This window comes from Nonomuraea sp. NPDC050022, from assembly GCF_044460705.1.
In the GTDB taxonomy this organism is placed as follows: domain Bacteria; phylum Actinomycetota; class Actinomycetes; order Streptosporangiales; family Streptosporangiaceae; genus Nonomuraea.
Genome location: NZ_JBITKE010000012.1, coordinates 107,949 through 124,860, shown reverse-complemented (window position 1 = coordinate 124,860; position 16,912 = coordinate 107,949). Strand labels below are relative to the sequence as shown.

The 16,912-nt window shown below is 69.2% G+C and carries 18 protein-coding genes; 8 read left to right on the top strand and 10 right to left on the bottom strand.

What is annotated here, in order from left to right; translation table 11 throughout:
• The first annotated feature begins 34 nt into the window (after positions 1-34).
• Genes ACIBO2_RS43265 through ACIBO2_RS43255 form a run of 3 tightly spaced genes read left to right on the top strand, consistent with a single transcriptional unit; the run spans position 35 to position 3,014 of the window.
• Positions 35-1,288, top strand: a complete 1,254-nt coding sequence (locus tag ACIBO2_RS43265) for a sugar ABC transporter substrate-binding protein (RefSeq protein ID WP_358551450.1) — start codon at positions 35-37, stop codon at positions 1,286-1,288.
• Positions 1,285-2,187 (top strand): sugar ABC transporter permease, encoded by a 903-nt coding sequence (locus ACIBO2_RS43260; RefSeq protein ID WP_357951147.1) that lies wholly within the window; start codon positions 1,285-1,287, stop codon positions 2,185-2,187. The genes ACIBO2_RS43265 and ACIBO2_RS43260 overlap by 4 nt, the downstream gene beginning before the upstream one ends.
• On the top strand, positions 2,184-3,014 hold the full coding sequence (locus ACIBO2_RS43255) for a carbohydrate ABC transporter permease (RefSeq protein WP_358551452.1): 831 nt from the start codon (positions 2,184-2,186) through the stop codon (positions 3,012-3,014). The genes ACIBO2_RS43260 and ACIBO2_RS43255 overlap by 4 nt, the downstream gene beginning before the upstream one ends.
• A 6-nt stretch (positions 3,015-3,020) precedes the next feature.
• On the opposite strand, the gene ACIBO2_RS43250 is transcribed toward ACIBO2_RS43255, so the two are convergent.
• A complete protein-coding gene (locus ACIBO2_RS43250; RefSeq protein WP_358551454.1) occupies positions 3,021-4,118 on the bottom strand; it encodes a helix-turn-helix transcriptional regulator in 1,098 nt (365 codons plus the stop codon).
• A gap of 122 nt (positions 4,119-4,240) precedes the next feature.
• Here ACIBO2_RS43250 and ACIBO2_RS43245 point away from each other — a divergent pair, with 122 nt between their 5' ends.
• The 4 genes from ACIBO2_RS43245 (at position 4,241) to ACIBO2_RS43230 (ending at position 7,306) form a co-directional block, all read left to right on the top strand.
• The gene (locus ACIBO2_RS43245) at positions 4,241-4,762 is read left to right on the top strand and encodes a sigma-70 family RNA polymerase sigma factor (RefSeq protein WP_358551456.1); all 522 of its coding nucleotides are present in this window, start codon (positions 4,241-4,243) and stop codon (positions 4,760-4,762) included.
• Positions 4,759-5,217 (top strand): hypothetical protein, encoded by a 459-nt coding sequence (locus ACIBO2_RS43240; RefSeq protein WP_397304081.1) that lies wholly within the window; start codon positions 4,759-4,761, stop codon positions 5,215-5,217. Before ACIBO2_RS43245 ends, ACIBO2_RS43240 begins: the two co-directional genes overlap by 4 nt.
• 152 nt (positions 5,218-5,369) lie before the next feature.
• Positions 5,370-5,699: a DUF485 domain-containing protein gene (locus tag ACIBO2_RS43235; RefSeq protein WP_358551460.1), complete on the top strand. Its 330-nt coding sequence runs from the start codon at positions 5,370-5,372 to the stop codon at positions 5,697-5,699.
• Positions 5,696-7,306, top strand: a complete 1,611-nt coding sequence (locus ACIBO2_RS43230) for a cation acetate symporter (protein ID WP_358551462.1) — start codon at positions 5,696-5,698, stop codon at positions 7,304-7,306. The genes ACIBO2_RS43235 and ACIBO2_RS43230 overlap by 4 nt, the downstream gene beginning before the upstream one ends.
• 24 nt (positions 7,307-7,330) lie before the next feature.
• Here ACIBO2_RS43230 and ACIBO2_RS43225 read toward each other — a convergent pair whose 3' ends face one another.
• From ACIBO2_RS43225 to ACIBO2_RS43195, 7 genes are all read right to left on the bottom strand, one after another.
• On the bottom strand, positions 7,331-7,537 hold the full coding sequence (locus ACIBO2_RS43225; protein ID WP_397304080.1) for a hypothetical protein: 207 nt from the start codon (positions 7,535-7,537) through the stop codon (positions 7,331-7,333).
• Positions 7,534-8,379, bottom strand: coding sequence for an RNA-guided endonuclease InsQ/TnpB family protein (locus ACIBO2_RS43220; protein WP_397304079.1), 846 nt, complete (start codon positions 8,377-8,379; stop codon positions 7,534-7,536). The genes ACIBO2_RS43225 and ACIBO2_RS43220 overlap by 4 nt, the downstream gene beginning before the upstream one ends.
• Entirely contained in the window at positions 8,286-8,762 is a 477-nt protein-coding gene (locus ACIBO2_RS43215) for a hypothetical protein (protein WP_397304078.1), read from the bottom strand. The genes ACIBO2_RS43220 and ACIBO2_RS43215 overlap by 94 nt, the downstream gene beginning before the upstream one ends.
• Before the next feature lie 208 nt (positions 8,763-8,970).
• Positions 8,971-9,558 carry an ATP/GTP-binding protein gene (locus tag ACIBO2_RS43210; RefSeq protein ID WP_358553509.1) on the bottom strand — a complete coding sequence of 196 codons (588 nt, stop codon included), beginning with the start codon at positions 9,556-9,558 and terminating at the stop codon, positions 8,971-8,973.
• Positions 9,539-9,931, bottom strand: a complete 393-nt coding sequence (locus ACIBO2_RS43205; protein ID WP_358553507.1) for a DUF742 domain-containing protein — start codon at positions 9,929-9,931, stop codon at positions 9,539-9,541. The genes ACIBO2_RS43210 and ACIBO2_RS43205 overlap by 20 nt, the downstream gene beginning before the upstream one ends.
• Entirely contained in the window at positions 9,928-10,344 is a 417-nt protein-coding gene (locus ACIBO2_RS43200; RefSeq protein ID WP_358553505.1) for a roadblock/LC7 domain-containing protein, read from the bottom strand. The genes ACIBO2_RS43205 and ACIBO2_RS43200 overlap by 4 nt, the downstream gene beginning before the upstream one ends.
• Positions 10,341-12,686, bottom strand: coding sequence for a nitrate- and nitrite sensing domain-containing protein (locus tag ACIBO2_RS43195; RefSeq protein ID WP_397304165.1), 2,346 nt, complete (start codon positions 12,684-12,686; stop codon positions 10,341-10,343). The genes ACIBO2_RS43200 and ACIBO2_RS43195 overlap by 4 nt, the downstream gene beginning before the upstream one ends.
• Positions 12,687-12,931: 245 nt before the next feature.
• Between ACIBO2_RS43195 and ACIBO2_RS43190 the strand changes: the two genes are divergently transcribed.
• A complete protein-coding gene (locus ACIBO2_RS43190; protein ID WP_397304077.1) occupies positions 12,932-13,996 on the top strand; it encodes a terpene synthase family protein in 1,065 nt (354 codons plus the stop codon).
• Here the strand turns inward: ACIBO2_RS43190 and ACIBO2_RS43185 are convergent.
• The gene (locus ACIBO2_RS43185) at positions 13,975-15,477 is read right to left on the bottom strand and encodes a prenyltransferase/squalene oxidase repeat-containing protein (protein WP_397304076.1); all 1,503 of its coding nucleotides are present in this window, start codon (positions 15,475-15,477) and stop codon (positions 13,975-13,977) included. The two genes, ACIBO2_RS43190 and ACIBO2_RS43185, sit on opposite strands and share 22 nt — an antisense overlap.
• On the bottom strand, positions 15,474-16,847 hold the full coding sequence (locus ACIBO2_RS43180) for a cytochrome P450 (protein ID WP_397304075.1): 1,374 nt from the start codon (positions 16,845-16,847) through the stop codon (positions 15,474-15,476). Before ACIBO2_RS43180 ends, ACIBO2_RS43185 begins: the two co-directional genes overlap by 4 nt.
• Positions 16,848-16,912: the final 65 nt, after the last annotated feature.

Sequence of the window (16,912 nt, the reverse complement as noted above, 5' to 3'; positions counted from 1 at the left end):
TTGACAGCGCTGTCTTTCCTCTCTGGAGGCTCAGATGAGAACCCCCCTCCTCGCGTCCTTGGTCGCGGCAACCCTGGTACTCGCGGGCTGCGGCTCCGGGTCATCCTCCGGAGAGGTACGGCTGCGCATGATCGAGAGCCTGACCAGCCCTGAACGGACGAAGCTGATCAAGACCTTGATCGCGGACTTCGAGAAGGCGAACCCGAAGGTCAAGGTGGAGCTGATCTCGCCGCCACTCGACAGCGCCGACCAGAAGATCACCCAGATCCTGCAGACGAAGAAGGGCCTGGACGTCCTGGAGGTCCGCGACCACACGGCCAAGTCCTTCTCCAACAACGGCTGGCTGGCCGTACTGCCGACCACGGAATGGGCGGGCTGGTCGGACCTGACCGAGCTGGCCCAGAAGAAGGCGGTCGAGGTCGGCGGCAAGCCGTACCTCATCCCGTACGGCTTCTATGAGCGCACGCTGTTCTACCGGACCGACTGGGGCATGGCCCAGCCGCCCACGACCTGGCAGGAGCTCTACGAGGCCGGCAAGAAGATGACCTCCGGCGACAGGTTCGGCTACTCCTTCCGGGGCGGCAAGGGCGGCGCCGACTACGTGGTCCAGATGATCAGCGCCTACAACGGCGAGGCCCTGAACCCCGAGAAGTCCTTCTTCCTCAAGGACAAGCGGACGATCTTCTCGACCCCCGAGGCCGTCCAGGCCACGGACCTGTTCGTGAAGATCTTCAAGGAGATCTCGCCGCCCGACTCGGTGTCGTGGGGCTACCCGGAGATGGTCCAGGGCTTCACCTCGGGGGTCACCGGCATGCTCATCCAGGACCCCGAGGTGATCAAGACGGTCGAGGAGAGCTCGGTCAAGACCTGGTCCACGGCGCCGATCCCCAAGGGTCCGTCGGGTTACGCCTTCCAGCCGGTCGGCTACGCGGGCTGGGGTGTGACGTCCTTCAGCGAACACCCGAAGGAAGCGGTCAAGCTGGTGCAGTTCCTGTCGGAGGCCAAGCAGAGCGTCGCCTTCGCCAAGGGCAACTCGCTCATCCCGATCTCCAAGCAGGCCCAGAGCGACCCGCAGTTCTCCCAGGGCGCCTGGAAGGCCTACCTCCAGGCGCAGCAGGACCCCAAGCAGGTGATCACGATCCGGCCGGTCGACTACCCGGGCTGGAGCCAGTTCCAGGTCGACTCCGACCGTGATGTGCAGGCGCTGCTCACCGGCAAGAAGACCACGGCCGAGGTGCTCAAGTCGTGGGACGCGTTCTGGACGGACCAGGCGAAGAAGGTCTCGTGAGCGTGGGATCGGCCAGACCCGCGTTCACCACCCGCAAGGCCAGGTTCATAGCCCTGTGCCTGCTGCCCGGCGTGGTCTTCGTGGTGCTCTTCACGTACTACCCGGTGATCCGCGGCGCGATCATCGCCTTCCAGCAGTACAACCTGTTCGACCTGACCTCGACGCCGTTCGTGGGCCTGGAGAACTTCCGCGCCGTGCTGGCCGAGGACCGGTTCTGGACGGCGCTCCGCAACACCGGCACCTGGGTGGTCGTGTCGCTGTTCTTCCAGTTCTTCCTCGGGTTCGGGCTGGCGCTGCTGCTGCGGCGGCACTTCCGCGGCCGGGGGCTCTACCAGGCGTGGGTGTTCTTCCCCTGGGCGATGTCGGGGTTCCTGATCGGGCTGCTGTGGCGGTGGATGTTCAACGGGCAGTTCGGGGTGATCAACGACCTGCTGCTCAGGAGCGGCATCATCGAGCACCGCATCGGCTTCCTCGCGACGCCCGGATGGGCGATGACCTCGGTCATCATCGCCAACGTCTGGTACGGCGTGACGTTCTTCGCCATCATGATCATGGCGGCCCTGCAGTCGGTGCCCCGTGAGCTCTATGAGGCGGCGGACGTGGACGGGGCGTCACGGCTCAGGCAGTTCTGGCATGTGACGCTGCCGCACATCCGGCCGACGCTGGCGCTGATCGTGCTGCTGCGCATCATCTGGATCCTGAACTTCCCCGACCTGATCTACTCGATGACCGGCGGCGGACCCGCGGGGAGCACCGACATCATCACCACGTTCCTCATCCAGCAGGTGATCGGCGGCGACTACGGCCGAGGGGGCGCGGTCGGCATGCTCGTCCTCGGCCTGCTGCTCGCCTTCAGCGTCTTCTACCTGAACGCCACCCGATTCGAGAAGGCCCGATGATTCAAGAAAGGATGAGACGCCTGGCCAAAGCGATCGTGCTCGGCGTCTGGCTGCTGATCACGCTCTTCCCCCTCTACTGGATCGTCGTCACCTCGCTCAAGCCCAAGGCCGAGATCTTCTCGATGCCGATCAAATACTGGCCGGGCAACGTGACGTTCGAGCACTACGCGGACCTGTTCTCCTTCGCCGACTTCGGCACCTACCTGCTCAACAGCCTGCTCGTCTCGCTGGTGGCGGCCGGGGCGGTGACCATGATCGGCGTGCTCGGCGGCTACACGCTGGCCCGCTTCAGCTTCCCCGGGCGGGGCGCGCTCATGCTGGCGTTCCTGGTCACCCAGATGCTCCCGTTGTTCATCGCGCTCGGCCCGCTCTACCTGCTGATGTCCGACCTCGACCTGCTCAACCGGCTGGCCGGGCTCATGCTCGTGTACGTCGCCATGCTGGTGCCGTTCTCCACGATCATCATGCGCGGCTTCTACGAGCGCATCCCCGTGGCCCTGGAGGAGGCCGCGCAGGTCGACGGCGCCTCCCGGCTGGTCGCCATGGTCCGGGTGGTGATCCCGGTGATGCTGCCGGGCATCGCCGCGACGTTCATCTTCGCCTTCGTGCAGTGCTGGAACGAGTTGTTCCTGGCGATCACGTTCATCGACAGCGAGGACGCCAAGACCATCCCCGTCGCCATGAACTCCTTCATCACCCAGTACGACATCGACTGGGGCTCGATGGCCGCCGCCACCGTGGTCTCGGTGCTGCCGACGCTGGTGCTGTTCGCCGCGATCCGCCGCTACATCGTCGAAGGGCTCACGGCCGGTGCGGTCAAGGGGTGACGACCGTCAGCCGGTGAGCGCGGCCATGAGCTCGTCCCTGCCGCTGGCGCCGGTCTTGCGGAAGACCGCCTTCAGGTGGTCGTTGACCGTGTGCACCGACAGTTCGAGGCGGCGGGCGATCTGCTTGGGGGCCGCGCCGTCGTACAGGCACTCCACGACGCATCGTTCGCGCGGCGTGATGCCGTACCAGTCGCAGAACGACGGGAGCAGCAGCGGGCCGGTGGCCGCCTGGATGACGATGGCCACGTCGCCGTCGCCGTCGGGGGACAGGGGCTGGCCCTCGATCACCGTCCAGCGGCCGAAGCTGGCCGCCGGCGCGCAGATCAGCGGGCGCCAGGAGTCCGGGTCGCGGGCGTACGTCCGCGTGTCGAGTGACAGGCCGATCATCGAGGTGTCGGCCAGCCAGCCGGGCAGGTCGCACCGGCCGGGCGTCCACATCTGCGCCAGCCACGCGCGGGCCTGCGGCGTGACCGAGCGGACGGCGTGGTCGGCACCTATCACGATCAGGCCCGCGGGCAGCACCGGGAACGACGGGGTCAGCGGCGCGACGGTCACATAGCGGCGCAGCGCGGCCAGCAGCGCCGGGGCCAGCCGTACCGCTCTGTCCGCGTCCTCGGCGCCGAACGGCCGGCCGCCCTCCGAGCGGATCAGCCCGAGCAGCCCCCACACGCCGTGGGAGTCACGCAGCAGCAGCCGGAGTTCGCAGCCCGCACCGTGCGCCAGCAGCACCTCCCGCGTCAGCCGGTCACCGTGCAGGTCGCACGGCCCCTCGCCGTGCTGCCTGCAGCGGCTGCCGCCGCATCCCGCGCCCACCAGGCCCACCGGCACGGGCCGCCGGGCCAGCGCGGCCGGGCGGCACGGATCGTCGTCGAGGTAGCGGCTCATCGCGAGCGCGCGGATGAGCGCCGGCTCGTAGCGGTGCCAGAAGCTGAAGGACCCGAGTCCCAGCCCGGTCGCCGGGCTGGTGCCGACCAGCCGCAGCGCGTCATGACTCACCCACCGCGAGACGGCGCGCGAGATCGCCGCACCCAGCTCGTCGGGGCTCGCACCCTGCCCCATCGCCGCGTTGAGCTCGCGGAAGAGCCGATCCTCGGATGGAATCACGCCGACACATCAGCATGTCGGGAAGGCCCACCACAATCGCCTCTCAGGGTAGTCATTTGATCACTCAGAGTAAGTATGAACCTGATGGCCTTTCACCCCGACTGTGCTGGCAAGGAGGCAAGGTGGCAGATGAGTTACTGGTGGTGAGATGCCAGCTCGGCGAGCGCGCGGCGCTGACCGAGTTGGTGCGGGCCTGGCACGCGCCGCTGTGGACATACGTCAGGCGGATGCTCGGCGCCGGCGCGGCCGATGACGTGACACAGGAGGTCTGGCTGGCCGTCCTGCGCGGCCTGCCCCGGCTCAAGGAACCGGGCCGGTTCGCGCCGTGGCTGTTCACGATCGCCCGGCGGACGGTGATGGATCGGCTGCGCCACGAGTACGGCGCGGCCGAGACCGAGCTGACCGCCGATCCGGTGGTGGACGACCCGGCCGCGGCCCTGGTGGACCGGGCCGAGCTGGTCGCCGGGCTGGCCGGGCTGCCCGTACGTGAGCGGGAGATCCTTGTCCTGTTCTACCTGGAAGACCTGTCGGTGGAGGACTGTGCCCAGATCTGCGCGATCCCCACCGGCACCGTCAAGTCCCGGCTCAACCGTGCCCGCCGCCTGCTGCGCGAGCACCTCACGGAAAGGGGATTTCAGCAATGACGCAGGATTCGAATGGGCCCTCGCCGGATGACGCGCTGGCCAGGTTGTCGGGGTCGCTGTCGCGGACGAGGCGGATCGGGGCCGTGGTGGCGCTCGTCGCGGGCCTGGCCGGGCTGGTCTTCGTCGGGCTGCTCTGGGCCACCGAGCCGGGAGGGCTGCCGGGCCGTACGCAGGTGGCGTTCGGCGGGTTGATGGCGCTGTGCCTGGTGTGGAGCGGATACGGGGGCTGGGCGCTGACGCGAAGGGTGCCGATGTTCGCGCTGGACCGGGTCGTCGCGGCCTGGATCGCGTTGGCGGCCTCCGTCGTGACGACCGCGGGCCTGGTGGCGGTCGTCCCCCGCCAGGGTGTCGCATCGGTCGTCGGGGCGGTGCTGATCGGTGTTTCGGCGGTCCTGGCCGTACGGGCGCATCTGCGACGGGCGGCACTGCTGCGGCGCAAGCGCGAACTGTCGTGACCGTTCATCGCGCGGATGCGACCTTTCGCCGCAACTCCCTCCCAACTAGGCGCTGAGCTGCGGCGGCTCGCCGAACAGCCTCCCCAGGGGCCTCCACGAAGGATAGGTTTCGCTCCTATCTTGTGCGTGATCCGCATCACAGTGGAGGACTCGTGACGACTAATAAACATGACGCATCCGTCTATGAAGAGATCCAGAGGAGCGCCGAATTCCAGGACCTGAAGCGGCGCTTCCGGCGGTGGACGTTCCCGATGACCGCGGCGTTCCTGGTGTGGTACCTGCTCTACGTGGTGCTGTCCGGGTGGGCGCGTGACTTCATGGGGATCAAGCTGCTCGGCAACATCAACGTGGCGCTGGTCTTCGGCCTGCTGCAGTTCGTCTCCACGTTCTGGATCGCGTGGGCGTACTCCAGGCACGCCGACAAGAAGCTCGACCCGATCGCCGACAAGCTCCGCCACGAGGTCGAGGAGAAGACCCAGTGAAGTCCGAGACCCTGGCCACCATTCTCTTCCTCACCTTCGTCGCGCTTACGCTGGTCATCACGTTCTGGGCCAGCAGGCAGACGAAGACCGCGGCCGACTACTACGCCGGCGGCCGCTCGTTCAGCGGTGTGCAGAACGGCCTGGCGATCGGCGGCGACTACATGTCGGCCGCGTCGTTCCTCGGCATCGCCGGCATCATCGCCCTGTCCGGCTATGACGGGTTCCTCTACTCCATCGGCTTCCTGGTGGCGTGGCTGGTGGCGCTGCTGCTGGTCGCCGAGCTGATGCGTAACTCCGGCAAGTTCACGATGGCCGACGTGCTGGCCTTCCGGATGAGCCCGCGCCCGGTCAGGACCGCCGCGGGCGTGTCCACGATCACGGTGAGCATCTTCTACCTGCTGGCGCAGATGGTCGGCGCGGGCGCCCTGGTCGGCCTGCTGCTCGGCATCACCAGCCCTTCGGGCAAGGCGTGGACGATCGTCGGGGTGGGCGCCCTGATGATCGTGTACGTGGTGTTCGGCGGCATGAAGGGCACCACCTGGGTGCAGATCGTCAAGGCCGTGCTGCTGATGACCGGCGCCGCCCTGATCACCCTCCTGGTGCTGGGCCACTACGGCTTCAACCTGTCGTCCCTGCTGGGCGACGCGGCGACGCAGAGCGGCAAGAACGGCAACTTCCTCATTCCCGGCCTCAAGTACGGCACCGAGGCGCAGGGCCTCGCGGGCAAGATCGACCTGATCAGCCTCGGTCTCGCCCTGGTCCTCGGCACGGCGGGCCTGCCGCACATCCTGATCCGCTTCTACACGGTCCCGACGGCCAAGGACGCCCGCAAGTCGGTGCTCTGGGGCATCGGCATCATCGGCGTGTTCTACCTGCTCACCCTGGTCCTGGGCTTCGGCGCGGCGGCCCTGGTCGGCAGCAAGGCCATCGCCGCCTCGGACAAGGCGGGCAACACGGCCGCACCACTACTGGCCAAGGCCGTCGGCGAGACGTTCCTCGGCTCGGCGGGCGGCACCATCCTGCTGGCGCTGATCGGCGCGGTGGCCTTCGCCACGATCCTGGCCGTGGTGGCCGGGCTCACGCTGGCCTCCTCCTCCAGTTTCTCGCACGACCTGTACGCGCACGTGTTCCGGCGCGGCAACGCCACCGAGCGCGAAGAGGTGCTGGTGGCCCGCATCTCGGCCTTCGTCATCGGCGCGGTCGCGATCGGCCTCGGCATCCTGGCGCAGGGGCAGAACGTCGCGTTCCTGGTGGCGCTGGCGTTCGCGGTGGCCGCCTCGGGCAACCTGCCGGCGATCCTCTACAGCCTGTTCTGGAAGAGGTTCAACACGGCGGGCGCGGTCAGCGCCATCTACGGCGGCCTGATCTCCGCCCTGCTGCTGGTCATCTTCTCGCCGGTGGTGTCCGGCTCGGAGACGGCCCTGTTCAAGACGGCGCACTTCAACTGGTTCCCGCTGAGCAACCCGGGCATCATCTCGATCCCGCTGGGCTTCCTGTTCGGCTACCTCGGCACGATCTTGAGCAAGGAGTACAACGCGGCCAAGTACGCCGAGATCGAGGTCCGCTCGCTCACCGGTGTCGGCGCCGAGAAGGCCACCGAGCACTGACACCCGCTGGTCGAAGGGCCCGGCTCAGGCCGGGCCCTTTCGCCTGCCCGCGCCGAGCAGGTACAGCAGGGCCCCCACCACGAGCGAGGCCAGCAGCGTCTGGATCCACAACGCCACGTCCGGCGCTGGCTGCGCGTTGACGTTCGAGACGACCTGGGGCAGCCGCCGGTCGAGCCCTGAGGCGAAGATCAGGCGGGCGAAGGAGTAGTTGTAGACCACGGTGATGATCAACTACCACTGGCTGGCGCTGGTGGTTTGCTCTCGCGGTCCCGTCTGGCTAAGGGGAGGCCGGTAGCGTGTGGCTGGTTGATGGCAGCCCAGCCCGCTATGCCGCGTGTGGCGATGTTGCGGGCCGCGATGTGGTCGGCGTGCCCAGCGAGGCCACACCTGGCGCAGACGAACCGGCCCCGCGCCGGCCTGTTCGCCCTGCTGATATGCCCGCAGTCCGGACAGGCCTGCGACGTATACGCGGGGTCGACCAGCAGGAAGGCGATCCCGGCGCGGGCGGCCTTGTAGCGGGTGAAGGCGATCTGCTGGGCGAACGCCCAGCCGTGCAGGGTGCGCCGCTGGAACCGATGAGCCCTTACCCGGCCGCGGATGCCCTGAAGATCCTCCAGGGCGACCCCACGGCCGGTGCGTTCGGCTTCACGCACCACAAACTTACTGATTTGGTGGTTGAGGTCGGTCATCATCCGGTGCTCACGACCGGACAGACGGCGCAGCACCCGCCGCGCCGCAGCAGTGCCCTTCTTCTGCAAGCGCTGGCGTTGCCGGTGCCGCCGCTCCCGCAGGGTGCGGGCGTGGCCGTTACCGCCGATCGGCCCCGGCAGGGCCGGGCCGGGCAGCACCGCCCGGTCGGAGGTGACCGCCAGGTTCGCCACCCCTTGATCCACCCCGAGAAAGCCGCCGATCGGCTCATGCACCGCCGGGTGGGGCAGAATAACGGCGACCTGCAGCAGCCACACCCCGCGCCGGCAGATCAGGTCGGCCTCGCCCATCGGCAAGGCATCCACGGCCTTGAGGTCTTCTGGTCGGCCGGTGTAGGGGACGGTGACGCGGCCGGTGGGGTCCACAGCGACACGGTCCGGGCGTACCGGTTGAAGCTCATCAGCCGGGCATCGTAGGGGACAGCACCGTGCGGGCGGAAGATGTGCGCGCGTTTCTTGGTGGAACGCTGGTTGGCGTAGGCGCCGGCGACCCGGGCGATCGCCCGCACGGCCGCCTGCGCACCGAGCCCGGCCACCTGCGCCCGCACCTCGTGGTAGGCCAGCCGATGCAACTCCACCACAGCGAACGTGCGGTGCTGCCAGGCCAACCGGGAGACCACGGTGGCCGCCTGATTGCACAAAAGCACCGCCGCCGCCAGCGCCTCAGCCTGGGCCGGGGCGGGCGTGAGCCGCAGTTGCACGATCGTGGGCAGGCCGTGGCGTTTGGTAGTGGAGCGGCGGATCGCCATCGCGCACCTCCTGTCACAGCGGCCTCACCCACCGCACATATTACCGAACGCGACCGAGTCTTTACATACTGTTTTCGAAAGGAGGGGTGCGCTTGCTCGCGCCCCTGACGGATCGGGTTTTCACGCCACAAGTCAGATGAATAACATCGCCGCCAGCACGAGCGCCACCAGCTTGCCCGCCCAGCCCGATGCCGCGCTCCGACCGGCGTCAAGGAGCCACAGGCTCCGCGCGGAGTTTGGCGGAATGCTTTACCAGGGTGATCAGCACCTCCCTGCTCGAGTCGCGTTTCCTGGCGTCGCACATGATGATCGGGATTGACGGGTTCAGCTGGAGCGCCAGCCGTACCTCGTCGAGCTCGAACGTCCGCGAGCCCTCGAAGCAGTTGACCGCCACCACGAACGGCGTGCCACGGCGCTCGAAGTAGTCGATCGAGGGGAAGCAGTCGGCCAGGCGGCGGGTGTCGGCCAGGATGACCGCGCCCAGCGAGCCCTCGGCCAACTCGTCCCAGACGAACCAGAACCGCTCCTGCCCCGGCGTGCCGAACAGGTACAGCACGTAATCGGGGCTGAGCGTGATGCGGCCGAAGTCCATCGCCACGGTCGTCGTCCGCTTGGCCTCCACGGATGAGATGTCGTCGATGCCGATGCCGCGGTCGGTCAGGACCTCCTCGGTCCGCAGGGGGCGCGTCTCGGAGACCGCGCCGACCAGCGTGGTCTTGCCCGCGCCGAAACCACCCGCGACCAGGATCTTGATCGCGGTCGGCAGGCGCGGGCGGTCAGAGCGATCGAAGGCCATCGAGCACCGCCCTGTACATCTTCATATCGTTCATGTCCACCTCGGATTGCGGTTCCTGGGCCGAGACGAGTTCCTTGTCGAACAGGTCGCCGAGGAGCACCCGGATCGTGCCGGCGGGCAGGTCCAGGTGCGCGGCGATCTCGGCGACGGACTTGGGCTCGCGGCAGAGCCGCAGGATCGACAGATGTTCGGGGTCGAGCCCGGCCTCGGGACCGGGCGTCGGGCCGATGGCCACGGCCATGGAGATCAGGTCGAATTTGCCATGGGTGGGCTGGGTCCGCCCCCGCGTCACCACGTAGGGCCGGATGATCTCCGGATCGACCCAGTGCTCGTCCTCGGGCCCGTCCGTGGGGCCGTGGCCAGGGGTGTTCACCGATCACCCCTGGCCACGGCCTCGGCACGGGCGCCCGAGGTGAGGTATTGGCCGACCCGGGCGACGAGCATGGCCATCTCGTAGGCGACCAGGCCGATGTCCGCGTTCTGCGTGCACAGGACGGCCAGGCACGCCCGCTCGCCCGCGACGGTCACGATGAGGAACCGCGAGCGCAGTTCCACCACTGTCTGCTTGACCGTGCCGCCGCGCACGTGCTCGGACAAGCCCTTGGCCAGGCTCTGCAGCCCGGAGGCCACCGCCGACAGGTGCTCGCCGTCCGTCCGCTGCAACGCCGCGGACGAGGCCATCAGCAGTCCGTCAGAAGACAGGACGATGGCGTGCTCGGCCTCCTTGACCCGGCCGATCAGATCATCGAGCAGCCAGTTCAGATCCGTGCCGGAACCAGGTGTCACGTCTCGCCTCCCGGTTGCTCTCCATCGAGCCCGTCCATGATTTTGGCCGCTTCGGTCCTGCCCAGCCTGGTGCCCGACTGCAGAGATCCCATCATCGCGCGGATCTCTTCCGGCGAGCGTTCGTCATCGTCCTCCTCGGGGTTCGGTCGCGTGGCGGGCGCCTCGTCACGCAGGGCGGGGGCAAGGCTGGCCTGCGGCACCCGCAAGGGCAGGCCGGAAGGGGTGAACTCGGCGGCGGGCTGATCCTGCGCGGGCTCCGGTCGCGCGGGCCTCGGCTCCGGGTGGACGCGCTCCTGCTCAGGCTCCGGGCGGACGCGCTCCCGTTGAGACTCCGGGCGGACGCGCTCGCGTTCAGACTCCGGGCGGACGCGCTCCCGTGCGGGCTCCGGGTCGGCGGGTTCGCGGGGCGGAGCCACCGTCAGCCGGCGCACGTTCTCCGGAGCGGCCGTCCGCGCCGCCGCGGTGACCGCCTTCCTACGGGGCAGCCGCGCCGGCTCATCGCCCTCCTCCGGCGCCTCTCCCAGCTGGACGAGCTCCTGGGGGATCAGGACCACGACCGTGGTCCCCCCGTACGGTGAGGACTTGAGCACGACCTGGATCCCGTGGCGCCCGGCCAGGCGGCTGACCACGAACAGTCCCAGGCGCGCGGTGCCGGTGATGCGGAACTCCGGCGGGTCCGCGATGCGCTCGTTGGCGGACTCCAGGTCCTCCGGCTTCATGCCGAGCCCACGGTCCTCGATCTCGACCACGTATCCGTTGGCCACCAGCTGTCCGCGGACCTCGACGGTGGTGTAGGGCGGGGAGAAGGAGGCCGCGTTCTCGATCAGCTCGGCCAGCAGGTGGATGACGTCACCCACGGCGCGGCCCAGCAGCACGACGTCGCCCATCGGCATGAGCGTCACCCGGGTGTAGTCCTCCACCTCGGCCAGCGCGCCGCGTACGACGTCGACCATCGGCACCGAGCGGCGCCAGACACGGGCTGGGGAGGAGCCGGACAGCACGATGAGGTTCTCGGCGTTGCGCCGCATCCGGATGGCCAGGTGGTCCAGCCGGAAGAGCTCCTTCAGCTCCTCGGGGTCGGTCTCGCGCCGCTCCATCACGTCGAGCACGGTCAGCTGCCGGTGCACCAGGCCCTGGGTCCTGCGGGCCAGGCTGAGCAGGATGTCGCGGATGCTGCGCCGCAGCTCGGCCTGCTCGGCGGCGACGCTGACCGCCGTGCGCTGCACGGTGTTGAACGCCTGGCCGACCTGCCCGATCTCGTCCTCACCGAAGTCCAGCGACGGGGCCTCGCGCGCCAGGTCCACCTCCTCGCCGTGCCCGATCCGCTCCACCAGACGGGGCAGCCGCTCGTCGGACAGCTCGTGCGCGGCGTCACGCAGCTTCTGCAACTGGGCGAGGAGCGTACGGGCCGTGGTGATGGACAGGACGATCGACGCGATGACCGCGATGAGCCCGAGGCCGCCGGCCAGGACCAGCCGCACGACCACGCCGATCGCTACCGGCGTCGCGCGGTCCACGAGGCGGTCACCCGCGCTGAGCACCAAGGCGTTGAAGTCGGTGAGCGCGCGTTCGGACGTGGTCTTCCACTGCCCGGCGCCGAACGGGACGCTCTCCATGCTGGCGTCCTGCTCGACGAGCCGGTTCTCGAGCTCGCGCAGGTTGTCGAAGGTGGCGCTCGCGGCCAGCTTGTCGTAGGCGGCCTTCTCGGAGTCGGGCAGCTCGCCGGCCGCCTGCTCGGCCAGGATGCGCCAGGCGCCCACGGTCTCGGCGAATTGCGCGTGTTCCGCGGGGGTCAGCCGCCCCTCGGCCAGGGCGCCGGCGAGCAGCGCGTCCTCCCGGGAGAGAACCTCGCGGGCCCTGCTCAGCGCGAGGAGTGTGCGGATGTCCTTGGCGACGATCTTGTCGTCGAGGGTCGCCACCGAGCCGTAGAGCCGGTAGATGGAGTCGATGACGTCGGCGTAGGCATCGGTCGCCTGCACCCGGTTCATCCGGCCCGCGTCGACGGCCTGCCGGGTGGTCTTGAGCGTGTCGAGCCGCCGGAAGACGTCGGCGACTCGCTTGGCCCCGTCGCCGTCCGTCGCCCAGTCGACCACGCTCGAACTCGCCGCCTCCTCGAAGGTGGCGATCGTTCGGTCGGCCTGCTTGCGCTGGGTCTCCAGATCCTTGCGGGCGCGGATCGTCCCGTCGCCGAGCCGGATGATCGACAGCCGGCGCTCCCGTTGCAACTCGACGAGCAGCGGCTCGCTCGGCCCGACCACGGCGTTGTCGAGCTGTGAGACCCAGAGCAGGTTGACGCCCTCGCGAAGGGTCACCCAGGCGGCGAACACCCACAGCGCCGCCATGGAGAGCAAGAGAGCAATGATCTTGGTCCGCAGTCGTGAATTGCGGAAGCGCATCATACCTACCCTGTGAAAGTCATTTGAAATGGCTGACCACCAGGACATGCAGTGGCATACCGGCGCTGAAGACGTGGGCACCCTAGCAAAGAGGGCGATCTTGCCTCAACCTGACTGTATTCATTTGCGGTGAAATATCCGTTTTCATGACTCAATTAGTCAAATGATGTATTGATGGATATCCTCCGTGGGTGAGTGACCCGGAGGATCGCCCGTATTTCGGCATCCGCAACGATCTCGCGGACCGGTTGCTCAAGGGATCGCATCAGCTGGCGGGCGTGCCCGAGGGGGACCGAGGCGCCGTCCTGCGGGCCGCGCTCGACGCCGTCCCCGAGGCGGCCGGGCTGCTGCGCCCCTTTCCCGTCCTGTTCGCCGACGGCGAGAGCTCGGCGAGCCGGCTGGCCTTCAGCTGTCTGTCGGCCGCGGCCACGTTCCCGCTCGCCCGCCGCGACCAGATAGCCGAGCTCGGGGCGCTGACCGCGATCCTGTTCGGCCTCGACGACATCGCCGACGGCATCGCCGGAGACTGGTCCGACCGCGACTTCACCGCTTTCGTCGCCCGGCTGTGCGCCATGACCACCGGCATGCCCTTCGCCGCGGCGCCCGAGCCGGCCGCCGAAGGGCCGATCAAGCAGGTCCTGGGCGCCTGGCAGGCGTGGTGTGCCCGCTTCCACGGCCACGCTGGTGCGGCGGTCCACGCGCCGAACCTGGCACGACGGCTGGAGCTCGCCGGCGCGGCCATGCTCCGCGAGCGCGCCTGGGCGGCGGGCCGGGCCCCCTGGCCGGAGTACGCGGACTACCTGGCGAACGGCCTGCTCACGATCCTCTATCCCACCTGGTGGGCCGCCGCCCTGGCGATCCGCGGTCCCGTCCCCGCCGAGGCCGCCCACTGGGCGTCGATCGAGCCGGCCACCCATCTCGGCGCGGCCTGCATGCGGCTGGCCAACGACATCAGGACGTTCGAGCGGGAAAAGGCCGAGGGCAAGCCCAACTCCATCAGCATCCTGGAGAACGCGGGCACAGGCACGGCGCGAGCGGTCACGCGGGTCTCCGAGCACATCGGCGAGCTCGACGCGGAGTTCAGAGCCGCGCTCGCCGACCTGCCCGCCGACCTGGCGGAGATCGCGGAGGGGCAGCGCAGGAGCGTGTCGTTCAACGGCCGCTGGTACCTGGCCAGGGACACGCACGCGTACACCGTCCACGAACTGGCCGGAGATCTGGAGTCCCATGAGGGTCAGGTCCGCCGGGCGAGATGAGACGAGGCGATGACGGCGGCGCGGACCACGGCGACCGGCGTGTAAAGGTCCTTGTCGTGCCAGAGGGGCGGATGCTCCTCGCCTGACGACCGTGTCAGATACGCGTGACCGCGGTCCACGGCCCGCTCACATCGCGGGTCCGCCCGCCACCGGGTCAGCAGCAGGATCTGCATCGCGTAGGCGGTCTCCTCCGCGGTGCCCACCCAGCGGCCCCACGATCCGTCCGGCCGCTGGGTCTCCAGCACCCAGCCGACGGCCGCGTCCACCGCGCCCGCCGAGAGGTCGCCGCCGAATTCGTCCAGCGCCAGCGCACACGCCGCCGTGGCGTAGTAGCGCGAAGCGTGCCACCGGTCGGTCCAGCTCCCGTCCGGCTCCTGCCGCTCGCAGATCCAGGCCGCCACCTCGGCGATGGTCTCGTCATAGCGGCCGGCGGCCGCGGGCACGCAGGTGACGTACTGGCCGAGGGCGTCGAGCACGTGCGCGTTGACGCTGACCGAGGTGCCCTGCTCTCCCTGCCAGGTGGAGAAGTGCGTGCCGGAGCGGAACGCCCCCAGGCAGTCCGGCTCGTACGGCATGCCGAGCAGCGCCAGGGCGTACAGAGCCACAGAGGTCGTGTCGGCGTCGGCGGGAAGCCCGGGGCCGGCGGTGGCGCCGGCGGGACCGATCGCCGCCCTGAGGTCGGCCGCCATCTCCGGCGGGACCTCGACGGGCACGCCCGCGCGGATCAACCAGCTGAGCACCCAGCCCCGCTCGAACACCGTGATGGGCAGCCCGACGGGCACCGGGCCACCGTGGCGCCTGGCCACCGCCTCAAGGTGCCCGCGGGACGGGTCGTGCACGTCGCGCGCGCCCCGCTCGCCCAGCCAGGCGGCGGTGGCCGCGGGTGAGGCCCCGACGGTGCCGATCGCCGTCGGCCGGGCCACGAGCGCCCCCTTGGCCGCCGGGCCGCCGATCTCCAGAGCGTGCAGCAACTTCTCCGGCACCTCGGCCCCCGACTCGATCCACGATCTGACCAGGTCGAGCGTGTCGTAGCTCATCCCGTCGGGCAGCGACAGCGGGCCGTGGCCCGCCAGGCTCTCCAGGTGCCGATTGATGAGGGCGACCAGCGAGGGCACGATGTGCTCGATCGCCGGCATGTCGGGCAGCCGCAGGGGGCCGGCCAGCCAGTCGGCCAGAACGCGCAGGCCGCGCTCGGCGGCCTCCCCGAGGTTCTGCCCGTCCGTGCCGGACTCCCCGCGCAGCAGCGCGGACAGGATCGCCTCAGTGGCGCTCAGGGTCGGCACCAGCCCATACCCGTCCGGTGCCCCCCAGGCGCCGTCCTGCCGCTGGGCGGCGACCAGGTAATCGATCCGCTCCTGGTGACCGACCAGCCAGGGAACGAGCGTGACCAGCCGGCCGGTCTCATAGACCGAGGAAGAGACCTGACCCCAGGGCCGGAACATGAGATCCGTCAGCAGCTCCGCTGCCTCCCCGCCGCTCACGCCTGACGGCTCCGCTCGATCGGCAGCAGCTTCAGCATGAGTTTCTCCTTCGGTCGCACCGACGCTCCCGGCACCAAGGTGAGCCGCTGCGGGTTGGTCAGCGCCGGCCGGTACCTGCTCAGCAGGTTGGCGATCACCAGCGGCGCCTTGAGATAGAACAGGTGCTGGCCCAGGCATACGTGCGGGCCGGCGCCGAACGGGATCGAGGCGTAGCGATGCCGGCGCTCGGCCTGCTCGGGCGCCCAGCGCTCCGGGTCGAACTCCAGCGGCCGCTTCCAGAACTCCGCCAGCCGATGGGTCGTGTACGGGCTGACCAGCACCTGCGAGCCGGCCTTGATCCGGACCCCGCCGATCTCCGTGTCCGCTACGGCCTGGCGGGGGATGATCCAGCCCGGCGGGTACAGGCGCACCACCTCCTGCAGGACCATGCGGAGATATCTGAGCCCGGGCACGTGGGCCGGCCGGACCGGGCCGTCGCCGACCACCTGGCCGACCTCTTCCCGCAGCCTGGCGTACACGTCGGGATGATCGTGCAGCACCGACCACAGCCAGGTCAGCGAAACCGCCGTGGTCTCCGACGCCGCGCCGTAGACGCTGACCAGGTCGTCGCGGACCTGCCGCGGATCCGCCGCGCCCGTCTCTTCCATCCTGACCCTGAGCAGCGCCGAGAGCACTTCGTTGGTGCGGGTCCCCTCGCTGAGAGCCCGTTCGATCAGGGGGTAGACGATCTCGTCGATCTTCTTCGTGGCCGCCAGGAAGGCCCGGTCCCCCGGCACTCTGACGGAGTAGGGCATGAAGGGGAGGAGCAGCCGGAAGCCGATCGAGGTGGCGCACGTGGCGAACTCGGGCAGGAGCCGCTCGGCGACGTCCCGGGGGATCCGCCCGCCGAACAGCACCTTGATGACGCTCTCGTTGACGATCGCCGTCATCTGTTGCGCGGCGTCGATCGGCCGTCCGCTTCGCGCGTGCTCGTCCAGCTCGGCGACGCGGCCGGCGATGATGTCGGCCAGGTCCTCGCCCAGCGAAGCCGTGTACCTCGCGGTGAACAGCGGCTGGAGGACCTTCCTGCTGGACTCCCAGCCCTCGCCCTCACCCAGGATGCTCTGGCCGGTCACGCGCCGCAGCGGCCGCCAGAACATGCCTTCGCGCACGAAGTTGGACCAGTCGGTCTTGAGCACCTGCTGGACGTGGTCGGGATGGGAGACCAGGTAGGGCTGGAATGGCCCGATGTTCAGCCGGACGATCCGCCCCCCGGCGTCGGTGCCCATCTTGGCCAGCTCGGTGACCGGGTCTCTCAGCAGCCGGGGGATGGTTCGGTGAAAGGGGAGGACTTGGGGTTCTTGTTCACCGGCTGGAAGCCCGGGCGCCACGCGATCCTCCAACTGCCCGTCTCACCTGACGGACATTTCACAACAAAAGTCAAAACTCTTGTGGA